This is a genomic window from Comamonas odontotermitis, from assembly GCF_020080045.1.
Lineage (GTDB): Bacteria > Pseudomonadota > Gammaproteobacteria > Burkholderiales > Burkholderiaceae_C > Comamonas > Comamonas odontotermitis.
The window spans coordinates 5001-28745 of sequence record NZ_CP083452.1 but is presented as its reverse complement, the minus strand read 5'-3'; the positions used below and the strand labels follow the sequence as shown (position 1 = coordinate 28745).

Genomic DNA, 23745 nt, shown 5'->3' with positions numbered 1-23745 from the left:
GGGTTGGAATGGCTCTTCAAAATATGCACTCAGGTCACTGGCGCCGGGTTGAACAGCACGAGCGCGTTGTACAGCTTCCAGTGCTCGGCCCAGGTTTTTTTCTTGCCGCTGGCCACATCCAGCATCAGGTGAAACAGCTCCCAGCCCAGGTCTTCGATGCTGGCCTCACCATCGGCAATGCGACCCGCATTCACATCCATCAAGTCGTGCCAGCGGCGCGCCAGATCACTGCGCGTGGCCACCTTGATCACCGGGCACTCCGCCAGTCCGTATGGCGTGCCGCGACCCGTGGTGAAGATGTGCAGGTTCATGCCTGCTGCCAGTTGCAAGGTTCCGCAGATGAAGTCGGACGCGGGCGTGGCTGCATAGATCAAGCCCTTTTGCTGCAGCTTTTCGCCGGGTGCCAGCACACCGTCGATGGGTGCCGAGCCTGATTTGACGATGGAGCCCATGGCCTTTTCCACGATGTTGGACAGGCCGCCCTTCTTGTTGCCGGGCGTGGTGTTGGCGCTGCGGTCGGCACTGCCGCGCGCCAGGTAGGCGTCGTACCAGGCCATCTGCTCCACCATGGCCTGCGCCACCTGCGGCGTGCGGGCGCGCGAAGTCAGCTGGTCAATGCCGTCGCGCACCTCGGTCACTTCCGAAAACATCACGCTCGCGCCAGCGCGCACCAGCAGATCAGTTGCAAAACCCACAGCCGGATTGGCCGTGACGCCGCTGAAGGCATCGCTGCCACCGCACTGCACGCCCACCACCAGCGCGCTCGCGGGCACGGTCTGGCGGCGGCGCTGGTTCAGCTTCCGCAGATGCACATCCGCCTGGCGCACGATGGAGTCGATCATGCTCATGAAGCCCACATGCTCTTCGGCCTGCAGGCACACCACATCCAGATTGGCGGCGGACGCAGGGGGTGCGGCTGCATCGCGCTTCAAAGGCAACAACGGCGCTTCGAGCGGCAGCAGGCGCTCGGGCTGCAGCTTTTCGCAGCCCAGGCTCACCACCATCACCTCGCCGCCAAAATTGGGGTTGTGGCTGATGTTGCGCAGGGTACGGATCGGGATCACGGCATCGGGCGCATCAATCGCCACGCCGCAGCCGTAGGTGTGCTCCAGGCCCACTACATCATCGACATGCGGATAGAGGGGCAGCAGCTCCTTTCGGATGCGCGCCACTGCCACATCCACAACACCCGATACGCACTGCACCGTGGTGGTGATCGCCAGAATATTGCGCGTACCCACCGAGCCGTCGGCGTTGACGTAGCCTTCAAAGGTATGGCCCTCAAGAGGCGGCTGCACAGGCGGCTTCACCGTTGCCATGGGCAGGCCATGCAGTTCTGGCGCGGTGGGCATGCGCAGGGTCTGCTCGTTGACCCAGCTGCCGCGCGGCAAGGCGCGGCTGGCATAGCCGATGACCACGTTGTAGCGGCGTACGGCATCGCCTTCGGCCAGATCGGCCAGCGCCACCTTGTGGCCTTGCGGCACCTTGTCCACGAGCGTCATGCCGTCGGCAAACAGGGTGCCCGCAGGCAGGCCACCGTCGTTGGCGACAATGGCCACATTGTCTGCCGGGTGCATGCGGATGTAGAGCGGTTGGTTCGTCATCACGGCGCCCTCACTTCACGGTCATGAACAGGCCGGGCAGCCAGGTGGTGAATGCAGGCACGAAGGTGACGAGCGCCAGCGCAAAGATCAGCGCACCATAGAACGGCCAGATGGTGCGCATCACCGTGCCGACCGAGACCCCGCCAATGGCGCAGCCAACGAACTGCGTGGTGCCCACGGGCGGCGTGTTCAGGCCCAGCGCGCAGTTGATGAGCAGCACGATGCCGAACTGCACCGAACTCATGCCGTAGTGCTGCGCAATCGGCAGGAAAATTGGCGTGCACAGCAAGATGGTGGCAGCCATGTCCAAAAAGGTGCCCAGCACGAACAGGATGACGTTGATCAGCAGAAAGATCATCCACGGTGTGGTGGTGATCTCGGAGAGCATCTGGCCCGTCAGCTCGGCCACGCCATACAGGCTGATCAGGTAGCCGAAGGTGCTGGAGATGCCGATCAGCAGCAGGATGATGCCGGTGTTGCGCACCGCCTTGGAGGCCGCCTTGACAAAGTGCTCCCACTTGATCGACCGGTACACCAGCACCGTCAGCGCCAGCGCATACAGCACTGCCACCACAGCCGATTCCGTGGCGGTAAATACGCCGGACAGGATGCCGCCCAGGATCAGCACCACCACCAAGAGGCCCGGCAGCGCCGCCGCAAAGCTGCGCGCCACAATGTGCCAGCCGGGAAAGGTGCCCGCAGGGTAACCGCGCCTGCGCGCCACCCAGTAGGCCGCTGCCAGGTTGGACAGCGTCAGGATCACGGCGGGGAGGATGGCCGCAAGGATCAGCGCCGCAATCGATACCTTGCCGCTCGCTGCCAGCGCATAGATGATGATGTTGTGGCTGGTGGGCATGAGCGCGCCCACAAGGGCGGCGTGCGTCGTCACGTTCACCGCGTAGTCGGCGTGGTAGCCCTCCTTCTTCATCATCGGAATCATCACCGCGCCCATGGCCGAGACATCGGCCACTGGCGAACCGGAGACGCCGCCAAACAAGGTGCAGGCCACCACGTTCGACATGCCCAGGCCGCCGCGCACATGGCCGATCAGCGCCCGGGCAAAGTTGACGATCCGGTCTGCAATGCCGCCGTACAGCATCAGTTCACCGGCAAAGATGAAAAAGGGAATGGCGAGGAAGGAGAAAACGCTCATGCCCGCCGTCATCTGCTGAAAGCCGACTTCCAGCGGCAGGCCTTCATAGGCCAGTGTGGCCAGCGCCGACAGGCCAATCGAGAACGCCACGGGCACGCCCAGCAGCAGCAGGAGTGCAAACGAGATGCACAGAATCAACAAGGGGGTTGTCATCGCAAGACCTCGGCTGCTCAGTTGGCTTCCACTTCGCGGCCCTGCGCGAGTGCAATGATGTGTTCAATGGAAAACAGCACGATCAGGCTGCCTGCGATAACGGCTGGAATGTATTTCCAGCCCTCGGAGATGCCCAGGGTGGGCAGGCGGTATTCCCACACCGATTCGGCCAGCGACGCGCAGCTGTACGCCATGCAGGCGCCAAACAGCAGCACCAGTGCGTGGATCAGGTATTCCATCTTGGTGCGCAACCAGTCCGGCGCCAGCACCAGAAACGATTCCAGCCCGATATGGCCGGAGTTGCGCACGCCTACGGCAACGCCAAACATGGTGACGTACAGCACCAGCAGCAGCGACAGGCTCTCGGCCCAGGTCGGCGTGTTGTTGAGCACATAACGGCCAAACACCTGCCAGCTCACCGCAGCAATCAGGAGCACCAGGCCCAGCACCCCCAGCCACATGCACCAGCGGGACAATGCGCTGCAAATTTTGGTATACATAGTTTTCAGGCCAGATCAAACCCCAGCGCTTGCACAGCAAGCGCCAGCAGCTATTGTTTTTGATACCGAATCGCCCGACGAGGCTTGCACCAGCCAGGCAACCGTGGCTGTGCTGGTTATTGGGTTTCCTGCGTGCGCTTGACCAGATCCTTGAGCTTGGCATCGGTGATGAACTTGTCGTACACCGGCTTCATCGCGGCCTGGAAAGGCGCCTTGTCGATCTCGATGATTTCGGCGCCGCCAGCCTTCACGATGGCCAGTGATTTGGCTTCGCGCTCGGCCCACTGCTTGCGCATATAGGGCACCGACTCCTTGGCCGCCTGGCGGATCCAGCCTTGCTCCTCGGGCGAGAGTCTGTCGAAGGTGCGCTTGGAGAACAGCAGAATCTCGGGCGCCATCGAATGCTCGGTCTTGGTGAAGTACTTGGCCACCTCGAACGAGCGCGAGCTTTCATAGGTCGGGTAGTTGTTTTCGGCTGCATCGATCAGGCCGGTCTTCAGGCCCGTGTAGACCTCGCCCATCGGCATGGGGGTGGCATTGGCGCCCATCGCTTCGAGCATGCTCACCCACAGATCGGACTGCTGCACGCGCACCTTCATGCCCTTCATGTCGGCAAAGGATTTGACCGGCTTCTTGGCGGTGAACATCGAGCGCGCGCCGCTGTCGTAAAAGCCCAGGCCGACAAAGCCCTGCTTTTCGCAGGCCTTCAGAATCTCCTCACCCACCGGGCCATCAAGCACCTTGTGCATGTGCTCCACCGAGCGGAAGAGAAACGGCATGGTCGGCACAATGGTTTCGCCACAGACATTGTTCATCGCGCCGACGTTCACGCGCACCATGGCGAGCGCGCCGATCTTGGCCTGCTCGATGGTTTCCTTCTCTCCACCCAGCGCTCCGTTGGGGTAGACGCGGATGGTGTGCTTGCCACCAGACAGCGCCTTCAGGCGCTCCCCCATGAACTTGACCGCCTGCACGGTCGGGTAGTCGTCCGGGTGGATATCGGATGAGCGGAATTCCGTTGCGCTGGTAGCCAGCGACAACACACTTGCGGCCAAGGCCACCCACAGTTTGTTGGCTTTCATTTGTCTTCCTCTTTCTCAACAGTTTTCTTTGTCAAACAGCGCCCCACGCTCCGGCGCAGGCCATACCTCAAAAACCTAGCCTCCGGCAAAGGCAGGCTCGGGCAAGCCCTGTACGCCCGGCTGCAGCGCAAACACGCCCCCTGCAAGCGGCTGCTCGGCCAGATCCACGCCATCGGGCCGGATCGATGTGACGTACAGCACATCCAGATTCGCGCCGCCAAACGCACACATCGCCGGTTTCTTGACAGGAACGGCAAGCGACCGGTCCAGCCTGCCATCGGGGGTGAAGCGGTGCACCAGCCCCGCGTCGTTGCCGCAGATCCAGTAGCAGCCATCGGCGTCCACCGCAGCCCCGTCGGGTCGGCCAGGCATGAGCGTCATGTCCACGAACACCCGGCGGTTGCGCGGCGTGCCCGTGGCAATGTCGTAGTCGAAGGCCCAGATCGTCTGCACGCTGGGGTGTGAATCGGACAGGTACATGGTTTGACCGTCAGGGCTGAACGCCAGGCCATTGGGCGTGATCAGCGGCCCCAGCTGTAAATCAGTGGCAGCGCCTGCGGCCAGCTCGCCCGCCCCCAGCCGGTACACCTTGCCCACGGCCTGCGCAGCGGCCATGTCCATGAACATGGTGCCCGCAACAAAGCGGCCCTGGCGGTCGCAGCGGCCATCGTTGAAACGCATGCCGGGCAAGGCGTGCTGCACGGCAGCGAGTGGGCGCACCTGCGCGGCCTCCGCGCCCTCTTCTGCGGTCACCTCGTAGATGCCGTCTTCCAGCCCCGCCACCCAGCGCCGGCCATCGCCATTCCAGGCCGCCATGCAGGCCAGCATCTGCGGCAGTTGCCACTGCGTATGCTGCACCTTGCCTGCCAGCCAGCGGTGGAGAACGCCACGCGGAATATCAGCCCAGTACAGCGCCTGCTCGCAGGCCCGCCACACCGGGCTCTCGCCGGTGGCGTTGCGTGCATCCAAAACGAGTTCGGCACTCATGCCGGCTGGCCTTCAGCGTCACCAAAAGGGCCTTGCGCCGTAAAGGCACCGCCTTGGTAGACCGCCACCGGGTCATTGGCCGCGGGTGCGGGCTGCGCTTCGACCTTGGCGCGCCAGGGCTCGGAGCTGTCCTTGGGCACAAAGCCCAGGTGGGCCGCGGCATGGTTGTCCCACCAGGCGTCGCGGTTGTCGGATGCGCCATACACCACCGTGTGGCCGACGCTCGGGGTGAACAGGCCTTTTTCGATCAGCTGCACCAGGTCGTCGTAGCTGAGCCAGGTGCTCATCATGCGGCGGTCCTTGGGCTCGGGGAAGGACGAACCGATGCGCATGCTGACGGTTTCGATGCCGTAGCGGTCAAAGTAGAAGCTCGCCATGTCCTCACCAAAGGATTTGGACAGGCCGTAGTACCCATCAGGGCGGCGGCGCACATGGGCGTCGAGTCTGTCGCTCTGCTTGTAAAAGCCGATCACGTGGTTGGAACTGGCAAACACCACGCGCCGCACGCCGTGGCGGCGTGCGGCCTCATACAGGTTGAAGATGCCTTTGATGTTGGCTTCCAGCACTTCTTCAAAGGGGCGCTCCACCGATACACCGCCCATGTGCACAATGGCATCGCACCCGGCCACCAGCGCGTCAACCGCCTGCTTGTCTGCCAGATCGCAAAACACCACTTCCTCGCTCGTATCACGAGCGGGCGCCATGCCTGCCACGTCCGACAGGCGCAGCACCTCGGCATAGGGGCGCAAGCGTTCGCGCAGCACTCTGCCCAGACCGCCGGCAGCGCCGGTCAACAACAAACGATGCACTCTCAAAGGCTGGCTCATAAATGTTCAACATCCGGGGTTAGTGATATGTTGTCATACAACATGTTGCGATTATCATCAGAGCCATGAGCAAGCCGACTTCGGAATTACCCCAATCTCCTGCAATTTTTTCCAGCCCGGATGCTGGCGCCCTGCGCAACAAGGCCAACCGGGGCAGCCGCAACCTGGCCAACCTGTTGTCCGAAGAGTTTGAAACCAAGATCCGGCAGGGCCTGCTGGGTGAAGGCGACAAGCTGCCCACCGAGTCGGAACTGGTGCGCAGCTACGATGTCAGCCGCACCGTCGTGCGCGAAGCGCTGTCCAAGCTGCAGGCGTCGGGCCTGGTGGAGACGCGGCACGGCATTGGCACCTTTGTGTTGCCTGCGCGCCAAAGCCCGGGCCTGGTGCTGAGCGCCAGCGAGTTGAGCGAGTCGGTTGACGTGCTCGCCGTGCTGGAATTGCGCATCAGCCTGGAGACCGAGGCTGCGGGCCTTGCCGCCCAGCGCCGCCAGCCTCAGCACCTGCACGCCATGCTGCAGGCGTTGCAAGCCTTCGAGATCAACTTTGCCGCCGGGGCAGAGACCGTCAGCCACGACCTCGCATTCCACCTGAGCATTGCCCAGGCAACGGGCAACCGTTACTTCCAGGATATCTTGCAGCACTTTGGCAGCATGCTGATTCCGCGCACCCGCATTGCGTCCATCGACAAGCCCGCACGCGATCCGGACTATCTGCGCCGCGTCAATCGTGAGCATGAAGAGATTTATGCCGCCATCGAACGGCAGGACGCCGATTCGGCCCGTGCCGCCATGCGCATCCACCTGACCAATTCACGCGAACGCCTGCGTCTGGCACAGCGCCAAAGCGCAGGCGCCACCTCCCAGGACGCCTGATCCAAGAACGTGTTTACGATCTCCTCGCGCCGCGACAGTGGCTCTGCGGGCTGGAGTGAGATCGTAAACACGCTCTAAGCAGCAAACCCTTCGGATCGGGCAACCAAGGGCTCCGGGCGCGCATACAAACCCGCCCAGAGCCTGTAGCGCCTTTCTGCAGCGCCTTCCTCCCGGTCTTTCATCCGCTGATTCGAGCAATCTAGGTGTTAACCTGCAGATGCGGTGCCTTTACATTCTGATTTTAAGTTGTATGATGACTTACAACAACTCAGGAGACAGCACCCCATGATCACCCGCGCCCGGTTTCTCCATACCGCGCTGGCCTTTGCAGCCAGCGCCGCACTCGGCCCGGCTCTGGCTGCCGATGCCTGGCCAAGCAAGCCCATCCGGCTGGTTGTGCCCTATCCGCCCGGGGGCAGCTCCGACATCATTGCGCGCTCGATCGGCCAGCTGATCTCGCAGGAGTTGAAGCAACCGGTTGTCATCGACAACAAGCCCGGCGCCAATGGCAACCTGGGCGCCGAGCTGGTAGCCCGGGCCCAGCCCGATGGCTACACCTGGCTGCTGTGCGATCTGGGTGCGCTGGCCATCTCGCCATCCATCTACACCAAGCTGGCTTTTGACCCGAGCAAGGACTTGCGCGGCGCCGCCATGCTGGCCTATTCGCCGCACATGCTGGTGGTGCACCCTTCGGTACAGGCAAGCAACCTGCAGGAGCTGGTGGCACTGTCGAAAAAGCAGGACTTGAATTTTGCCGTGACGGCCACCGGCAGCGCCCCACACCTGGCGGGGGTGGAGCTGGCCCGCATCACCGGCGCCAAGTGGGTGTATGTGCCCTACAAGGGCGGTGTGCAATCAGTGCAGGACACCGTCGCCGGCCAGACCCAGGTGCTGATGAATGGCATGCTGGCCACCTACCCACAGGTGCAGAGCGGCAAGCTCAAGCTGCTGGGTATCTCCAAGGAAAGCCGCATGCCGTTGATCGCCGATGTGCCCACGCTGGCCGAGCAAGGCGCCAAAGGTTTTGCATCCGGCACATGGCAGGGCGTGGTGTTGCCCGCCAAGACGCCGGATGCCGTGGTCCAGCGCGTCAACCAGGCGCTGCTGGCAGCCATCCGCACGCCCGATGTGCGGGCCCGCCTCACCGGCCAGGGCGCCGAGGTCGTCACGATGACACCGGCCCAGACCGACCAGTTCTTCAACGCCGAACGCCAGCGCTGGCGCACGGTTGTTCAATCCGCCAACCTGCAGCTGGACTGATCACCACTGCGGTTGCTCCCCCTTACTCGTTCTTGAAAGATTTTCTATGACCACCATGAGCCCCCAGGATGTGAAGCACGTGATGAGCTCCGGCCTGCTGTCCTTCCCCGTGACCGATTTTGATGCGCAGGGCAACTTCAACGCCAAGGGCTATGCATCGCGCCTGGAATGGCTGGCGCCCTATGGCGCAAGCGCACTGTTCGCTGCGGGCGGCACGGGCGAATTCTTCTCGCTCACGGCAGACGAATACCCAGAGATCATCAAGACCGCCGTCGACACCTGCAAGGGCAAGGTGCCCATCATTGCAGGCGCTGGCGGCCCCACGCGCTTTGCAATCCAGTGCGCGCAGGCCGCAGAGGCAGCTGGCGCCCATGGCATTCTGCTGATGCCGCATTACATGACCGAGGCCAGCCAGGAAGGCCTTGCCGCACACGTGGAAGCGGTCTGCAAGAGCGTGAAGTTCGGCGTCATCATCTACAACCGTGGCCAGAGCAAATTCACGCCCGAGACCGTGGCGCGCCTGTGCGAGCGCAACCCCAACCTGGTGGGCTTCAAGGATGGCGTGGGCGACATCGAGGCCATGTCGGCCATGTACCTGACGATGGGCGACCGCCTGGCCTACCTGGGCGGCCTGCCCACTGCGGAGGTGTATGCGGCCGCGTACAAGGCACTGGGCACTCCGGTGTACTCGTCTGCAGTGTTCAACTTCATCCCCAAGACTGCAATGCGCTTTTATGAAGCCGTGCGCACCGACAACCATGCCACCCAGCACCAGTTGCTCAAGGACTTCTTCATGCCTTACCTGAAGATCCGCAACCGCAGCGCAGGCTATGCCGTCTCCATCATCAAGGCCGGGGCCAAACTGGTGGGCCACGACGCAGGCCCGGTACGCACACCACTGGCCGATTTGAAGCCGGAAGAGGTCGACATGCTCGCAGCCTTGATCAAGAAGGTTGAAGGCTGAACCTGCCACCACTGCCTGCCCGCAGGGCAGGCGCACCCCTTTTCACCATGACTGAAGCCACCCGTCCCCGTGTCCTGCAAATGGGCAAGATGCCCTTGCCCGCGCTGGATGCCGATCTGGCGCGCGAATTTGACATCACCGTTCTCAGCGAGCAGCCGGACCCGGCGCAGTTTCTTGCACGGCATGGCGCGGAGTTCGAATACTTCGTCACCTCTGCCGGCATGGGCGCGCCCGCCCAGGTGATTGAGGCCCTGCCCCGCCTGCGCTGCATCAGCAGCTTTGGGGTAGGCTTTGATTCGCTGGACCAGGCCTCCATCCTTGCGCATGGTGCCCGCGTGGGCTACACCCCCGGCGTGCTGGACGATTGCGTGGCCGACATGACCTTTGCCCTGCTGCTGGACGCCGCACGCCACGTGTCTGCCGCCGACCGCTTTGTGCGCGCAGGCTTGTGGCCGCAGCAGCGCTTTGGCGTCTACACCCGAGCATCGGGCAAGCGCCTGGGCATTCTGGGCATGGGCCGCATCGGCCTGCAGGTGGCGCGGCGTGCCAGCGGTTTTGACATGCAGGTGGCCTACCACAACCGGCGCCCGGTAGCAGATTCCGCGCACCGGTACCTGGCCTCTCTGCAAGAGCTGGCGGCGTGGTGCGATTTCCTCGTCATCACGGCTGCGGGCGGCAGCGCAACGCAGCACCTCGTCGATGCCAAGGTGCTGCAGGCGCTGGGGCCGCAAGGCTTTCTCATCAATGTGGCGCGCGGCAGCGTGGTGGACGAGGCCGCGCTGTTGCATGCCTTGCAAAACGGCACCATCGCCGGGGCGGGCCTTGATGTATTTGAAGATGAGCCTCGCCCACTGCCCGGCCTTTTGCAGCAGGACAATGTGGTGCTGGCCCCGCATATTGCCAGTGGTACGCAGGAAACGCGGCGCGCCATGGCAGATCTGGTGCTCGCCAACCTGCGCAGCTTTATCGCCCACGGCAGCCTGGTGCAGGAAGTTCCCTGGTCGCAAGCCGCTGCTGCAGCACGCACCGAATGACAGAACCGCAGAGAGACACGCCCATGGCTCCAACACCCACCATCACCGAGATCGAAGTCATTCCCGTAGCAGGCCGCGATGGCATGCTGATGAACCTGAGCGGCGCGCATGCGCCCTTCTTCACCCGCAACGTGGTGCTGGTGCATGACAGCAGCGGCCACACTGGTGTGGGCGAGGTGCCGGGCGGCGAAGGCATACGCCAGGGGCTCGAAGACAGCAAGGCCGCGCTGCTGGGCCAGCCCATTGGCCAGCACCTGCAATTGCTGCAGAAGGTGCAGCTGCTGCTGTCAGGCCGCGACAGCGGCGGCCGAGGCCTGCAGACGTTTGACCTGCGCATCGCCATCCATGCCGTCACGGCGGTCGAATCTGCCTTGCTCGACCTGCTGGGCCAGCATTTGGGAGTGCCCGTGGCAGCCTTGCTGGGCGAGGGCCAGCAGCGCTCGCGCGTCGAAATGCTGGGCTACCTGTTCTTCGTTGGTCCGTCCGAGAAAACCGACCTACCCTACATCCAGCCGGGCGATGACCACACGGACAACGACGCCTGGAGCCAGACCCGCCACCTGACGGCCATGACGCCCGAGGCCATCGTGCACCAGGCAGAGGCCGCGCATGCGCGCTATGGTTTCAACGATTTCAAGCTCAAAGGCGGTGTGCTGTCGGGCGAAGAAGAGGTACAGGCAGTGACCGCGCTGGCGCAACGCTTTCCACAAGCGCGTGTCACGCTCGACCCCAATGGCGGCTGGCTCCTGAAGGACGCCATCCGCCTGATGCGCGACATGCACGGCGTGCTGGCCTATGCGGAAGACCCCTGCGGGGCGGAAGGCGGCTTTTCGGGCCGCGAGGTGATGGCCGAATTTCGCCGCGCCACCGGCCTGCCGACGGCCACCAACATGGTGGCGACCGACTGGCGCCAGATGGTACATGCGCTGTCGCTGCAGTCGGTCGACATCCCGCTGGCCGACCCGCACTTCTGGACCATGGCCGGCTCCGTGCGCGTAGGCCAGACCTGCCGCGACTGGGGCCTCACATGGGGCTCGCACTCCAACAACCATTTCGACATTTCGCTGGCCATGTTCACCCACGTAGCCGCAGCCGTTCCCGGCAAGGTCACCGCCATCGATACGCACTGGATCTGGCAGGACGGCCAGTTCCTCACGATCAACCCGTTCCAGATCAAGGATGGCTTCGTCGATGTGCCCCAGACCCCGGGGCTGGGCGTCATCGTCGACCGTGCAGCACTGCAGCGCGCCAATGCCTTGTACATGGAGCATGGCCTGGGAGCACGCAACGATGCCATGGCCATGCAGTACCTGATTCCCGGCTGGCAGTTCGACCCCAAGCGCCCGTGCATGGTGCGTTGATTACTATTTATTTCATAGCATTCTGCGCCAACCTATCGGGCGCCAGAGGCCTTTTTATCAAAATACCACCATGACGATCTACAACAACCTCATCAACGGCAACTGGACTGCGGGCCATGCCACCACACCCAACACCAACCCCAGCGATCAGGCCGATGTGATTGGCGAATACGCGCAAGGCGATGCAGCCGATGTGAATGCAGCGGTGGCTGCGGCGCAGGCGGCTTTTCCCGCCTGGAGCACCTCGGGCATCCAGGCACGCCACGATGCGCTCGACAAGATCGGCAACGAGATTCTGGCCCGCAAGGACGAGCTGGGCGACCTGCTGGCACGCGAGGAAGGCAAGACCCGCCCTGAAGCCATTGGCGAGGTGGCGCGGGCAGGCCAGATCTTCAAGTTCTTTGCGGGCGAATGCCTGCGCCTGGCCGGTGAGAGCCTTCCATCGGTGCGCCCCGGCATTGGCGTGGAGATCACGCGCGAGCCCATTGGCGTGGTGGGCCTGATCACGCCGTGGAATTTTCCCATCGCCATTCCGGCGTGGAAGATTGCCCCGGCGCTGGCCTTTGGCAACTGCGTGGTCCTCAAGCCTGCCGATCTGGTGCCGGGCAGCGCCTGGGCGCTGGCCGACATCATCCACCGCAGCGGCATCCCTGCGGGTGTTTTCAACCTGGTCATGGGCCGGGGTCGCGTCATTGGTGAAGCCCTGGTACAGCACCCCGATGTGGCTGCCATCAGCTTCACCGGGTCGGTAGGCGTGGGCCGCGGCATTGCCGAAGCCTGCGTCAAGAGCGGCAAGAAGGTACAGTTGGAGATGGGAGGCAAGAACCCCCAGGTGGTGCTGGACGATGCCGACCTGGCCCAGGCCGTGGAGCTGTCGGCGCAAAGCTGCTTCTACTCCACCGGCCAGCGTTGCACAGCATCGAGCCGCCTGATCGTGACCGAGAAAATCTACCCGGCCTTCATCGCAGCCTTGCAGGCCCGCATGGCCAAGCTCAAGGTGGGCGATGCGCGCGCAGCAGGCACCGACATTGGCCCCGTGGTCAGCCAGGCACAGCTGGAGCAGGACCTGAGCTACGTGGAAATCGCCAAGGCGGAAGGCGCCGTGCTGGCCGCTGGTGGCGAGCGCATTGGCTGCCACACGGGCAGCGGCAAGCAGGGCTTTTTCCTGCAACCCGCCTTGTTGGTGGACAGCACGCCTGCCATGCGCATCAACCGCGAAGAGGTGTTTGGCCCGGTGGCCAGCGTGATCCGCGTGCGCGACTATGACGAGGCGCTGGCCGTGGCCAACGACACGCCATTCGGCCTGTCGGCAGGCATTGCCACCACGAGCCTGAAATACGCCACGCACTTCAAGCGCCATGCGCAGGCTGGCATGGTGATGGTGAATTTGCCCACGGCGGGCGTGGATTACCACGTGCCCTTTGGCGGCCGCAAGGGCTCAAGCTACGGCCCGCGTGAGCAAGGCCGCTATGCGCAGGAGTTCTACACCACCGTCAAAACGGCATACACCCTGGCATGAGCACGGCAAGTACCGGCCACGCACCGGCGCCTGTGACATCGACATGGCGCAGCCCTGCCGTGGTGGCCGGTGTGGCGCTGCTGTGCTGCCTGCTATGGGGCAGTTCGTATCCGGCGATCAAGGGCGGCTATGCGCTGTTCTCCATCGCGCAGTCCGATCTGCCTAGCAAGCTGCTGTTTGCAGGTTGGCGTTTTGTGATGGCGGGCGGCTTTGTGCTGCTGGTGGCAGCTGCCATGGGCAAGCCTGCGCTGCAGACGTTTCGCGCACATTCGCGCCAACTGCTGGTGCTGGGCGCTACGCAGACCAGCCTGCAATACGTGTTCTTCTACCTGGGCCTGGCCTACACCACTGGCGTCAAAGGCGCCATCATGAACGCCACGGCCACCTTTTTCAGCGTGCTGATAGCACATGGGTTCTACGCCAACGACCGGCTCACGCCTGCCAAGGCTCTGGGCTGCGTGATCGGCTTTGCTGGCGTGCTCACGGTAACGCTGGGCGGCAGCGGCGAGCTGGGTGGGGCTTTCAGCTGGCTGGGCGAAGGCTCGGTGGTGCTGGCGGCGCTGATCCTGGCGGCATCCAGCATCTACGGCAAGCAACTGTCGCAAACCGTGGATGCCATGGCCATGACCGGCTGGCAACTGGGACTGGGCGGCGCGCTGCTGGTGCTGATAGGCTGGGGCAGCGGCGGCCAGATGGGCCTGCCTTCCTGGCAGGCGCTGGCGCTTCTGGTGTATCTGGCCCTGCTGTCCTCGGCCGCCTTCACCTTGTGGAGCCTGCTGCTTAAGCACAACCGGGTCAGCCAGGTGACGATCTACAACTTCACCGTGCCCGTTTTTGGCTCCGTGCTGTCGGCGTGGTTTCTCGGGGAGACTCTGTGGGCTTGGCACTATGTGCTGGCCCTCGCCATGGTGTGCCTGGGCATCTGGCTGGTGACGCGAGAAGCACGGGGAGCGCGCAAATCGGGAAACGCATAACCCGGGCCAGAAATAGCGCGCACACTCGGGTACTGCAGCTGGCGGAAAATAGCGGGCATGAAACTCCTGCCCGACCTGTCTCTGCCGGTAAGCGCCGACATCAACGACCCCAAGCCGTTCATCCTCTACCACGGGCGCAGCTGCCCTGATGGCTATGGCGCCGCGCTGGCAGCCTGGCTGTTCTTTGGCGGCAAGGCAGAGTTCCGCGGCCTGGACCACGGCGAAATCCAGACAGTGGACGACCTGGGCGACCTGAATGGCCGCACCATCTACATCCTCGATTTCGCCTTTGGCCCCGAGCTGCTGGCCGCCATTGAAGCCAAGGCCCACAAGCTGGTGCTGCTGGACCACCACAAGAGCGCCGCAGAAAAGCTGACCGGCTACCGCTGCACCTGCGGCGTGGTGCACTTTGACATGAACAAGTCCGGTGCGCGCCTTGCGTGGGAGTTTTTCCACCCGTCCGAAGCGATCCCAGCCCTCATCCTGCACATTGAAGACCGCGATATCTGGCGCTGGCAGTATCCCGAGAGCGGCGCTTTCCTGGCGGCGCTTGACATGGAGCCGCGCACATTCGAGCGCTGGGCCGAGATTGCTGCCTTCACGCCCGAGCAGCTGGCAGCCTTCATGGCACGCGGCGGAGCCATGGACGAAAAGTACCTGAAACTGTGCAGCGATATCGCCGAGGGAGCGCAGCCTGTTGTCTTCAACGGCATTGCAGGCCTGATGGTGAACGCCCCCGGCATGTTCCACAGCCAGGTGGGCGATATTCTGGCCAAAAAGAGCGGCAGCTTTGCGCTGATGTGGAGCGCCAACGAAAAAGGCGTGAAATGTGGCCTGCGTTCACGCTCCGATTTCAACTGCATTCCGCTCGCAGAAAGCATGGGCGGTGGCGGACATGCGCAGGCCTGCGGTTTTCGCATGGGTGCAGACCGCCTGCCGGAGTTGCTGGCTGGCAGCCTGACCGCGCGGCCCGAGGACGCCCTGCCAGCCCCCCGCCCCGCACCTGCAACCGCAGCATGAGCAATACCAGCCCCCAGGCGCAGCGGTGTCCGCTCTGCGGACAGCACAACCAGTGCGCTGTCGCCCAGGGCCTGCCAGCAGAGCAATGCTGGTGCATGACGGCGCAGATCAGCCCGGAAGCACTGCAGCGTGTACCTGCCGCCGAACGCGGCCAGCGCTGCATCTGCCCCGCCTGCGGGCAAGCCACCGTTGGCTTGGACACAGCAGGCGCTGGTGCTCAGGCGCCAAAGTTGCGATAATTATTGCCACTCAACGCAAGCCTGCCAAGCGCACCAAGCTATTAAATTCATAGTATCTCGTACGCAAGGGCGATCCAGGTTTGCGCCGTCGCACGCCATCCATCATGCATATCAGCAACCACAATGCCCAAGATCTGCGCGCCCTGTACGGCGAGCGCTTCCGCTGGTATCTGCTCTTTACCGTGATGATCGGCACGATGGCGTCGATCATCTCGTCCACCATCTTCAATGTGGCCATTCCGGCCATGAGCCACCATTTCCAGCTGGGCCAGTCGCGCGCGCAGTGGGTGACATCGTCGTTCATGGTGGCCACCACGGTGGCAATGCTGACCACCCCCTGGCTGCTGACGCGCTATGGCTACCGCAACACCTATCTGGGCGCCGTCGTCCTGCTGATGCTTGGCGGCATCGGGGGCGGCTTCAGCACCGATTACAACCTGGTGCTGGTCGCACGCGTGGTCGAGGGCCTTGCCGCTGGCGTGATTCAGCCCATTCCGGCCATCATCATCCTGCACGCCTTTGCACCCAATGAACAAGGCCGCGCCAATGGATTGTTCGGCATGGGCATTGTGCTGGCGCCTGCCATCGGCCCGAGCGTGGGCGGATTGCTGGTGGACTGGATGGGTTGGCGCTCGGTGTTCTTCATGGTGGTGCCGCTGTGTCTGGCCTCGATCTGGTTGGGTCTGCGGTACGTGCCCATCAATGCTCCAGGCGGCGCATCGGCCGACCGCAAAGGCAAGAGCCTCGACTGGATTGGTCTGGGCATTGCCACGGTGGGCACCATCTGCCTGCTCAACGGCCTCGTCGCACTGCATGGCACCAGTTGGCAGGAAAGCGCTGTGCTGCTTGCCATCGCCCTGGCATGCTTTCCGGGGTTTGTGGCATGGGAAAAGCGCATGCTGGCCCGTGGCGAAAAGCCGCTGATGGATCTGCGCCTGTTTGCCTGTAAGCCCTTTGCCGCCGGCTGTATTGTCGCCTTCATCTACGGCACCGCGCTGTTTGGATCCACCTACCTGCTGCCGGTGTTCATGCAACTGGGGCTGTCTTACTCTGCTTCAGTGGTGGGAACCACCATGCTGCCCGCAGGCCTGGTGCTGGGCGGCGTGATCGCCCTGGCGGGCCGCATGGCCGACCGCACACCGGCCCATTGGCTGGTGATAGGCGGGCTGGCGCTGCTGGCACTGTCATTTGTGCTCACAGGCGTGCTGCAGCCCGGCTCGTCACTGTGGCTGCTGGTGGGCTACACCGTGCTGGGCCGCATTGGCCTGGGCTTTATCCTGCCCTCGCTCACCCTTGGCAGCATGCGCCCGCTGGACAAAAGCCTCATCTCGCAAGGCTCCAGCACATTCAGCTTTCTGCGCATGCTGGGTGGTGCGGCTGGCGTCAGCCTGTGCGGCATCTTTCTGGAGTGGCGCGTGGGCTACTACGCTGCGCAATCGGCGGCGGTAGAGATTGCCATGGCAGAGCGCGTGTCCGCTTTCCGCGATACCTTTGCCTTGCTGGCTGTTGTGTGCGTGCTCGCAGGCATCGCCGCGCTCCAGCTGCGCGCACGGCCAACGCCTGCGGCGCACTGATAGCGGCTGAGGATGGTCTACACTAGGTCTTCAGTGCGTTTTGAGAGTGTTCTGCCATGTGCCAATTGCTGGGGATGAACTGCAACACCCCCACCGATATCAACTTCAGCTTTACCGGCTTTTCGCAGCGTGCCGGCAACACGGACCACCACAGTGACGGCTGGGGCATTGCCTTTTTCGAAGAAGGCGGCCTGCGCCACCTGGTGGATCACCACCCGGCCGCGGATTCGCCGATGGCGGAGTTGATCCGCCGCTACCCCATCAAAAGCCGCAATGTCATTGCACACATCCGCAAGGCGACACAAGGCCGCGTGCTGCTGCAGAACTGCCACCCCTTTGTACGAGAACTCTGGGGCAAGAACTGGGTCTTTGCCCACAATGGCGATCTGAAGGACTTTCGTCCGCGTCTGCATGCACATTTCCGCCCTGTTGGAGATACCGACAGCGAACACGTGTTCTGCTGGATCATGCAGGAACTGTGGAAATCCCACGCAGGCACGCCAAGCATCGCAGAGCTCACACACACTCTGCGCGATCTGGCGGCCCGCATTGCGCCGCATGGCACCTTTAATTTTCTGCTCTGCAACGGCGATGCACTCTGGGCCCATGCCACCACATTCCTCTGCTACACGGAGCGTGCACACCCGTTCTCGCATGCGCACCTGAGCGACGAAGACCTCAGCCTCGATTTCTCCACCTGCACCACGCCACAGGACCGCGTCGCCGTCGTTGTCACAACCCCTCTCACCACCAATGAAGAATGGACGCACTTTCAACCCGGTGAGCTAATGGTATTTGACCAGGGACGGCGGCTATTTCTGTAAATGTGCTGAGCATTAAAAACGGCTCCTTCCAGGAGCCGTTGCCAACCGCCACAATCAAACCATCAGGCCTGTTGCAGTCGATCAGCGCGCATGCAAGCTGCTGCGGTAAAGAGCACATCGGTGGACGAATTCAGCGCGGTCTCGGCAGAGTCCTGCACAACGCCGATGAGCATCCCCACCATCACGACCTGCATCACCACATCGTTACTGATACCAAACAGACTGCAGGCCAGCGGAATCAGCAGCAGCGAGCCCCCTGCCACACCGGATGCACCGCATGCGCACAGCGCCGACACAACACAGAGCAGTATTGCAGTCGGTAACGCCACCTGAATACCCATGGTGTGAGCCGCCGCCAGTGATAACACGCTGATCGTGATGGCAGCACCTGCCATATTGATCGTGGCACCCAGCGGAATGGCAATGGAATAGGTATCCCGATCCAGGCCCAGCTTTTCGGCCAATGCCAGGTTGACTGGAATGTTGGCCGCTGAGCTACGCGTGAAAAAAGCCGTCACCGCACTCTCGCGCAAGCAAGTCAGAACCAAGGGATAAGGATTCGCACGAATGACTGCTCCCACAATCAAAGGGTTCACCACAAGAGCAACAAAAAGCATTGCACCAACCAACACCAGCAGCACACGCACATAGCCCACCAGGGCATCGGCGCCTGCCTCTGCAAAGGTAGACGCAACCAATCCCAAAACACCAAGGGGCGCCAGGCGAATCACCCACTGAATCACCTGCGTGATTGCCCCTGCGGCATCCTGGATCATTTGCCTGGAGCTCTTCGCCGCATGACGGAATGCAAAACCCAAAGCGATCGCCCAGGCGAGCACTCCAATATAGTTACCCGCCATCAAAGCGTGCACCGGGTTATCTACCACCTGCATCAGCAGATCCAGCATGACTTGCGAGACATCCTTGGGCGCCTGGCTCACATCGGCAGCGCCTTCCAAATGCAAAATGGTAGGAAAGAGCATGCTGGCAGCAACACCTACAAGCGCTGCAGCGAAAGTGCCCACAAGATAGAGAGCCAACACGGGCCGCATATGCGTCGCGGCACCCTTGCGCTGCCCACATATCGCAGCCATAACCAAAATGAGTACAAGAATCGGTGCCACCGCCTTGAGAGCCGAAACAAACAATTTGCCCAGAATGGACAATCCACTTGCGCCCTCTGGCGTCAGGTATCCAATGGCTACGCCCAATACCATCGCGCACATGATTTGTGCCACCAGGCTGGTTCGCAGCACCACACGCGTCAACGAAGAAAACATAATCAGTCAAAAATCTGCAAGCGCGATCCGCGCAAATACCATGAGGTTTTGCCCCTAAATAATCCGCCTGTTTCGAGCCCGTAAAAGCAAAACCCCCGCAGTCGAAGACTGAGGGGGTTTAGGAATAAAAGCCTGACGATGACCTACTTTCACACGGGAATCCGCACTATCATCGGCGCGAAGTCGTTTCACTGTCCTGTTCGGGATGGGAAGGAGTGGTACCAACTTGCTATGGTCATCAGGCATAACTTTTTGCTTTGCTGCCAGGTTTGTTAGGCAGCGCAGCGAATTCATAGAGTCTTATCAGCTAAATTTGATTGCGCTTTGGGCATAACTGCAGTTGCAGTGTCTTTGCATGCATCCCATCTAAGGGAGGGATCATCAAAGTTATAGGGTCAAGCCGCACGAGCAATTAGTATTGGTTAGCTTAACGCATTGCTGCGCTTCCACACCCAACCTATCAACGTCCTGGTCTAGAACGACTCTTTAGGGGGTCAAGCCCCCGGCAGATCTCATCTTGAGACGAGTTTCCCGCTTAGATGCTTTCAGCGGTTATCTCTTCCACACTTAGCTACTCGGCAATGCCACTGGCGTGACAACCGATACACCAGAGGTGTGTCCACTCCGGTCCTCTCGTACTAGGAGCAGGCTCTCTCAAATCTGCAGCGCCCACGGAAGATAGGGACCAAACTGTCTCACGACGTTTTAAACCCAGCTCACGTACCTCTTTAAATGGCGAACAGCCATACCCTTGGGACCGACTACAGCCCCAGGATGAGATGAGCCGACATCGAGGTGCCAAACACCGCCGTCGATATGAACTCTTGGGCGGTATCAGCCTGTTATCCCCAGAGTACCTTTTATCCGTTGAGCGATGGCCCTTCCATACAGAACCACCGGATCACTATGTCCTGCTTTCGCATCTGCTCGACTTGTCAGTCTCGCAGTTAAGCACGCTTATGCCATTGCACTATCGTCACGATGTCCGACCGTAACTAGCGTACCTTCGAACTCCTCCGTTACGCTTTGGGAGGAGACCGCCCCAGTCAAACTGCCTACCATGCACTGTCCCCGATCCAGATCATGGACCAAGGTTAGAACCTCAAACACACCAGGGTGGTATTTCAACGTCGGCTCCAGGTGAACTAGCATCCACCCTTCAAAGCCTCCCACCTATCCTACACAGATCTGTTCAAAGTCCAATACAAAGCTACAGTAAAGGTTCATGGGGTCTTTCCGTCTTTCCGCGGGGAGATTGCATCATCACAAACATTTCAACTTCGCTGAGTCTCAGGAGGAGACAGTGTGGCCATCGTTACGCCATTCGTGCAGGTCGGAACTTACCCGACAAGGAATTTCGCTACCTTAGGACCGTTATAGTTACGGCCGCCGTTTACTGGGACTTCAATCAAGAGCTTGCACCCCATCATTTAATCTTCCAGCACCGGGCAGGCGTCACACCCTATACGTCCACTTTCGTGTTTGCAGAGTGCTGTGTTTTTATTAAACAGTCGCAGCCACCTATTCTTTGCAACCGCTTTGGGCTCCATTTGTTCAACTTCACCTACTTGCGGCACACCTTCTCCCGAAGTTACGGTGTCAATTTGCCGAGTTCCTTCTCCTGAGTTCTCTCAAGCGCCTTAGAATACTCATCTCGCGCACCAGTGTCGGTTTGCGGTACGGTCGTGTGTAGCTGAAGCTTAGTGGCTTTTCCTGGAAGCTGGGTATCACTCACTTCGTCTGCAAGCAGACCCGTTATCACCCCTCATCTTAGCCCGGCGGATTTGCCTACCGAGCACGACTACAGGCTTGAACCAACATATCCAACAGTTGGCTGAGCTAACCTTCTTCGTCCCCACATCGCACTACACATCGGTACAGGAATATTGACCTGTTTCCCATCAGTTACGCATCTCTGCCTCACCTTAGGGGCCGACTCACTCTACGCCGATGAACGTTGCGTAGAAAACCTTGCGCTTACGGCGAGCGGGCTTTTCACCCGCTTTAACGCTACTCATGTCAGCATTCGCACTTCTGATACCTCCAGCATCCGTTACCAGACACCTTCTCAGGCTTACAGAACGCTCTCCTACCACGTGCAATAAATTGCACATCCGCAGCTTCGGTAACTGGCTTAGCCCCGTTACATCTTCCGCGCAGGACGACTCGATCAGTGAGCTATTACGCTTTCTTTAAATGATGGCTGCTTCTAAGCCAACATCCTGACTGTTTTAGCCTTCCCACTTCGTTTCCCACTTAGCCCGTTTTAGGGACCTTAGCTGGCGGTCTGGGTTGTTTCCCTCTTGAGTCCGGACGTTAGCACCCGGTGCTCTGTCTCCCAAGCTGTACTCTGCGGTATTCGGAGTTTGCATAGGTTTGGTAAGTCGCCATGACCCCCTAGCCTAAACAGTGCTCTACCCCCGCAGGTAATACTTGAGGCACTACCTAAATAGTTTTCGGAGAGAACCAGCTATTTCCAAGTTTGTTTAGCCTTTCACCCCTATCCACAGCTCATCCCCTAGTTTTGCAACACTAGTGGGTTCGGACCTCCAGTACCTGTTACGGCACCTTCATCCTGGCCATGGATAGATCACTTGGTTTCGGGTCTACACCCAGCGACTTGTCGCCCTATTCGGACTCGATTTCTCTACGCCTTCCCTATTCGGTTAAGCTTGCCACTGAATGTAAGTCGCTGACCCATTATACAAAAGGTACGCCGTCACCCCTAAGGGCTCCGACTTTTTGTAAGCATGCGGTTTCAGGATCTATTTCACTCCCCTCCCGGGGTTCTTTTCGCCTTTCCCTCACGGTACTTGTTCACTATCGGTCGATGATGAGTATTTAGCCTTGGAGGATGGTCCCCCCATGTTCAGACAGGGTTTCTCGTGCCCCGCCCTACTTGTCTGCAGCCTAGTACCACCAATGCGTTTTCACATACGGGGCTATCACCCACTATGGCCGGACTTTCCATTCCGTTTTGTTAACACACTGACTATCACTGCAAGGCTTCTCCGAATTCGCTCGCCACTACTATCGGAATCTCGGTTGATGTCTTTTCCTCTGGGTACTTAGATGTTTCAGTTCTCCAGGTTCGCTTCACTGAGCTATGTATTCACTCAGTGATACCTATTGCTAGGTGGGTTCCCCCATTCAGATACCTCCGGATCAATGCTTATTTGCCAGCTCCCCGAAGCTTTTCGCAGGCTATCACGTCTTTCGTCGCCTATCATCGCCAAGGCATCCACCACATGCTCTTAGTCACTTGACCCTATAACTTTGACCTCTATCTCTAGAGAACATCGCTACACTCTCAAGCAACTGCTTTGCGAGGTCTCTCACCTCGCGCGTTATGCCGTAATGTGAATATCTTTGCCGTAGACCTGGTCTCCCAGATCCACATTCTTGAAGAATATTCGTCATTACTGAATAAAAATTGCTCATCGCAAAGTTTCATTCGTTTTGACGCAATCAAATTGTTGCTGGTGGCACGGTCTGCACTAAACCTTTACGAATGTGCAGTTTCCACCAGCAACGCTGATTTCGACTCTATGAATTTTTAAAGAACAGCCGCTTGATCCGGGAATCCGGTATCAACAACAAAACAGTCTCTTGCGAAACCGCTTTGGTGTTGAGTGATAAGTGTCTATCGGACGCTAGTTTTGACAACCAGGTATTGGTGGAGGATGACGGGATCGAACCGACGACCCCCTGCTTGCAAAGCAGGTGCTCTCCCAGCTGAGCTAATCCCCCTGATTGCCTATAGCCTGCGCATTGCTTCGTTGCCTGCTGCTCACACACATCAGTGTGCTTCGCATCAGACGCCTCGCACTGCTTGGCTCTAGTCAATCAGCATTTCACTGATCAACCAAAGCGGCATAAGCTCAACCTCTAATCCGTTGGAAGCTTTTGGTGGGTCTAGTTGGGCTCGAACCAACGACCCCTGCGTTATCAACACAGTGCTCTAACCAGCTGAGCTACAGACCCATTCCAATGCCTAGTAGCTACTGCGTCTTGTGTGACTCAGTCTCTACAAAGCCTTGGCTTGTGTTCCAACAACCGATAAGTGTGGGCGTTCAATCTTGATTGCTTTTTTGGCTCCTGCCGTGCCGATGGCACTTCACTTTGTTTGCACAAAGTGAGCATCCACCGAAACAGCGAAGCTGTTTTCCAGAAAGGAGGTGATCCAGCCGCACCTTCCGATACGGCTACCTTGTTACGACTTCACCCCAGTCACGAACCCCGCCGTGGTAAGCGCCCTCCTTGCGGTTAGGCTACCTACTTCTGGCGAGACCCGCTCCCATGGTGTGACGGGCGGTGTGTACAAGACCCGGGAACGTATTCACCGTGACATTCTGATCCACGATTACTAGCGATTCCGACTTCACGCAGTCGAGTTGCAGACTGCGATCCGGACTACGACTGGCTTTATGGGATTAGCTCCCCCTCGCGGGTTGGCAACCCTTTGTACCAGCCATTGTATGACGTGTGTAGCCCCACCTATAAGGGCCATGAGGACTT

The 23745-nt window shown here is 60.6% G+C and carries 18 protein-coding genes, 2 tRNA genes and 3 rRNA genes (1 of these 23 cut by a window edge); 11 read left to right on the top strand and 12 right to left on the bottom strand.

What is annotated here, in order from left to right:
• Positions 1 to 29: 29 nt before the first annotated feature.
• The 6 genes from garD to LAD35_RS20370 form a co-directional block, all read right to left on the bottom strand.
• Positions 30 to 1604 (bottom strand): galactarate dehydratase, encoded by a 1575-nt coding sequence (gene garD / locus LAD35_RS20395; RefSeq protein ID WP_224153073.1) that lies wholly within the window; start codon positions 1602 to 1604, stop codon positions 30 to 32.
• A gap of 10 nt (positions 1605 to 1614) precedes the next feature.
• The gene (locus LAD35_RS20390) at positions 1615 to 2910 is read right to left on the bottom strand and encodes a TRAP transporter large permease (protein WP_224153072.1); all 1296 of its coding nucleotides are present in this window, start codon (positions 2908 to 2910) and stop codon (positions 1615 to 1617) included.
• 17 nt (positions 2911 to 2927) lie between these two features.
• The gene (locus LAD35_RS20385; protein ID WP_224153071.1) at positions 2928 to 3410 is read right to left on the bottom strand and encodes a TRAP transporter small permease; all 483 of its coding nucleotides are present in this window, start codon (positions 3408 to 3410) and stop codon (positions 2928 to 2930) included.
• Positions 3411 to 3526: 116 nt separating this feature from the next.
• Positions 3527 to 4492: a TRAP transporter substrate-binding protein gene (locus LAD35_RS20380; RefSeq protein WP_224153070.1), complete on the bottom strand. Its 966-nt coding sequence runs from the start codon at positions 4490 to 4492 to the stop codon at positions 3527 to 3529.
• A gap of 75 nt (positions 4493 to 4567) precedes the next feature.
• Entirely contained in the window at positions 4568 to 5479 is a 912-nt protein-coding gene (locus LAD35_RS20375; protein ID WP_224153069.1) for an SMP-30/gluconolactonase/LRE family protein, read from the bottom strand.
• On the bottom strand, positions 5476 to 6306 hold the full coding sequence (locus tag LAD35_RS20370) for an NAD-dependent epimerase/dehydratase family protein (RefSeq protein ID WP_224153068.1): 831 nt from the start codon (positions 6304 to 6306) through the stop codon (positions 5476 to 5478). Before LAD35_RS20370 ends, LAD35_RS20375 begins: the two co-directional genes overlap by 4 nt.
• 65 nt (positions 6307 to 6371) lie before the next feature.
• Here LAD35_RS20370 and LAD35_RS20365 point away from each other — a divergent pair, with 65 nt between their 5' ends.
• The 11 genes from LAD35_RS20365 to LAD35_RS20315 all read left to right on the top strand — a co-directional run bounded on the left by LAD35_RS20365 (position 6372) and on the right by LAD35_RS20315 (position 17947).
• Complete coding sequence (locus tag LAD35_RS20365; RefSeq protein ID WP_184708732.1) at positions 6372 to 7178, top strand: FadR/GntR family transcriptional regulator; 807 nt, start codon at positions 6372 to 6374, stop codon at positions 7176 to 7178.
• A gap of 285 nt (positions 7179 to 7463) precedes the next feature.
• Complete coding sequence (locus tag LAD35_RS20360) at positions 7464 to 8438, top strand: Bug family tripartite tricarboxylate transporter substrate binding protein (RefSeq protein WP_224153067.1); 975 nt, start codon at positions 7464 to 7466, stop codon at positions 8436 to 8438.
• 55 nt (positions 8439 to 8493) lie between these two features.
• A complete protein-coding gene (gene kdgD, locus LAD35_RS20355; RefSeq protein ID WP_224153195.1) occupies positions 8494 to 9402 on the top strand; it encodes a 5-dehydro-4-deoxyglucarate dehydratase in 909 nt (302 codons plus the stop codon).
• Between the two features lie 47 nt (positions 9403 to 9449).
• Entirely contained in the window at positions 9450 to 10436 is a 987-nt protein-coding gene (locus tag LAD35_RS20350) for a 2-hydroxyacid dehydrogenase (protein ID WP_224153066.1), read from the top strand.
• A gap of 23 nt (positions 10437 to 10459) precedes the next feature.
• Positions 10460 to 11797: an enolase C-terminal domain-like protein gene (locus LAD35_RS20345; protein WP_224153065.1), complete on the top strand. Its 1338-nt coding sequence runs from the start codon at positions 10460 to 10462 to the stop codon at positions 11795 to 11797.
• A gap of 70 nt (positions 11798 to 11867) precedes the next feature.
• Positions 11868 to 13316 carry an aldehyde dehydrogenase family protein gene (locus LAD35_RS20340; protein WP_224153064.1) on the top strand — a complete coding sequence of 483 codons (1449 nt, stop codon included), beginning with the start codon at positions 11868 to 11870 and terminating at the stop codon, positions 13314 to 13316.
• The gene (locus LAD35_RS20335) at positions 13313 to 14290 is read left to right on the top strand and encodes a DMT family transporter (protein ID WP_224153063.1); all 978 of its coding nucleotides are present in this window, start codon (positions 13313 to 13315) and stop codon (positions 14288 to 14290) included. The genes LAD35_RS20340 and LAD35_RS20335 overlap by 4 nt, the downstream gene beginning before the upstream one ends.
• 57 nt (positions 14291 to 14347) lie before the next feature.
• A complete protein-coding gene (locus LAD35_RS20330; protein ID WP_224153062.1) occupies positions 14348 to 15310 on the top strand; it encodes a DHH family phosphoesterase in 963 nt (320 codons plus the stop codon).
• Positions 15307 to 15549 carry a cysteine-rich CWC family protein gene (locus tag LAD35_RS20325; RefSeq protein ID WP_224153061.1) on the top strand — a complete coding sequence of 81 codons (243 nt, stop codon included), beginning with the start codon at positions 15307 to 15309 and terminating at the stop codon, positions 15547 to 15549. The genes LAD35_RS20330 and LAD35_RS20325 overlap by 4 nt, the downstream gene beginning before the upstream one ends.
• A 104-nt stretch (positions 15550 to 15653) precedes the next feature.
• The gene (locus LAD35_RS20320) at positions 15654 to 17123 is read left to right on the top strand and encodes an MFS transporter (RefSeq protein WP_224153060.1); all 1470 of its coding nucleotides are present in this window, start codon (positions 15654 to 15656) and stop codon (positions 17121 to 17123) included.
• A 56-nt stretch (positions 17124 to 17179) separates the two neighbouring features.
• Positions 17180 to 17947, top strand: coding sequence for a class II glutamine amidotransferase (locus tag LAD35_RS20315; RefSeq protein ID WP_224153059.1), 768 nt, complete (start codon positions 17180 to 17182; stop codon positions 17945 to 17947).
• Between the two features lie 62 nt (positions 17948 to 18009).
• On the opposite strand, the gene sstT is transcribed toward LAD35_RS20315, so the two are convergent.
• The 6 genes from sstT to LAD35_RS20285 form a co-directional block, all read right to left on the bottom strand.
• The gene (gene sstT, locus LAD35_RS20310; protein ID WP_224153058.1) at positions 18010 to 19227 is read right to left on the bottom strand and encodes a serine/threonine transporter SstT; all 1218 of its coding nucleotides are present in this window, start codon (positions 19225 to 19227) and stop codon (positions 18010 to 18012) included.
• Between the two features lie 130 nt (positions 19228 to 19357).
• Positions 19358 to 19470 (bottom strand): 5S ribosomal RNA (rrf, locus tag LAD35_RS20305).
• A 148-nt stretch (positions 19471 to 19618) separates the two neighbouring features.
• Positions 19619 to 22495 (bottom strand): 23S ribosomal RNA (locus LAD35_RS20300).
• Between the two features lie 406 nt (positions 22496 to 22901).
• Positions 22902 to 22977 (bottom strand) — tRNA-Ala (locus LAD35_RS20295).
• Between the two features lie 157 nt (positions 22978 to 23134).
• Positions 23135 to 23211 (bottom strand) — tRNA-Ile (locus tag LAD35_RS20290).
• A gap of 187 nt (positions 23212 to 23398) precedes the next feature.
• Positions 23399 to 23745 (bottom strand): 16S ribosomal RNA (locus tag LAD35_RS20285) (it continues 1184 nt past the right edge of the window).
• The 16S, 23S and 5S rRNA genes sit together here with 2 tRNA genes alongside, the layout of an rRNA operon.

What these genes read in the sequence shown, in the direction of transcription:
- LAD35_RS20380 (WP_224153070.1), bottom strand. Translation starts at nt 4,492, where the DNA reads ATGAAAGCCAACAAACTGTGGGTGGCCTTGGCCGCAAGTGTGTTGTCG.
- kdgD (WP_224153195.1), top strand. Translation starts at nt 8,494, where the DNA reads ATGAGCCCCCAGGATGTGAAGCACGTGATGAGCTCCGGCCTGCTGTCC.
- LAD35_RS20340 (WP_224153064.1), top strand. Translation starts at nt 11,868, where the DNA reads ATGACGATCTACAACAACCTCATCAACGGCAACTGGACTGCGGGCCAT.
- LAD35_RS20315 (WP_224153059.1), top strand. Translation starts at nt 17,180, where the DNA reads ATGTGCCAATTGCTGGGGATGAACTGCAACACCCCCACCGATATCAAC.
- LAD35_RS20370 (WP_224153068.1), bottom strand. Translation starts at nt 6,306, where the DNA reads ATGAGCCAGCCTTTGAGAGTGCATCGTTTGTTGTTGACCGGCGCTGCC.
- LAD35_RS20350 (WP_224153066.1), top strand. Translation starts at nt 9,450, where the DNA reads ATGACTGAAGCCACCCGTCCCCGTGTCCTGCAAATGGGCAAGATGCCC.
- LAD35_RS20330 (WP_224153062.1), top strand. Translation starts at nt 14,348, where the DNA reads ATGAAACTCCTGCCCGACCTGTCTCTGCCGGTAAGCGCCGACATCAAC.
- garD (WP_224153073.1), bottom strand. Translation starts at nt 1,604, where the DNA reads ATGACGAACCAACCGCTCTACATCCGCATGCACCCGGCAGACAATGTG.
- LAD35_RS20390 (WP_224153072.1), bottom strand. Translation starts at nt 2,910, where the DNA reads ATGACAACCCCCTTGTTGATTCTGTGCATCTCGTTTGCACTCCTGCTG.
- LAD35_RS20345 (WP_224153065.1), top strand. Translation starts at nt 10,460, where the DNA reads ATGGCTCCAACACCCACCATCACCGAGATCGAAGTCATTCCCGTAGCA.
- LAD35_RS20335 (WP_224153063.1), top strand. Translation starts at nt 13,313, where the DNA reads ATGAGCACGGCAAGTACCGGCCACGCACCGGCGCCTGTGACATCGACA.
- LAD35_RS20360 (WP_224153067.1), top strand. Translation starts at nt 7,464, where the DNA reads ATGATCACCCGCGCCCGGTTTCTCCATACCGCGCTGGCCTTTGCAGCC.
- sstT (WP_224153058.1), bottom strand. Translation starts at nt 19,227, where the DNA reads ATGTTTTCTTCGTTGACGCGTGTGGTGCTGCGAACCAGCCTGGTGGCA.
- LAD35_RS20385 (WP_224153071.1), bottom strand. Translation starts at nt 3,410, where the DNA reads ATGTATACCAAAATTTGCAGCGCATTGTCCCGCTGGTGCATGTGGCTG.
- LAD35_RS20325 (WP_224153061.1), top strand. Translation starts at nt 15,307, where the DNA reads ATGAGCAATACCAGCCCCCAGGCGCAGCGGTGTCCGCTCTGCGGACAG.
- LAD35_RS20320 (WP_224153060.1), top strand. Translation starts at nt 15,654, where the DNA reads ATGCATATCAGCAACCACAATGCCCAAGATCTGCGCGCCCTGTACGGC.
- LAD35_RS20375 (WP_224153069.1), bottom strand. Translation starts at nt 5,479, where the DNA reads ATGAGTGCCGAACTCGTTTTGGATGCACGCAACGCCACCGGCGAGAGC.
- LAD35_RS20365 (WP_184708732.1), top strand. Translation starts at nt 6,372, where the DNA reads ATGAGCAAGCCGACTTCGGAATTACCCCAATCTCCTGCAATTTTTTCC.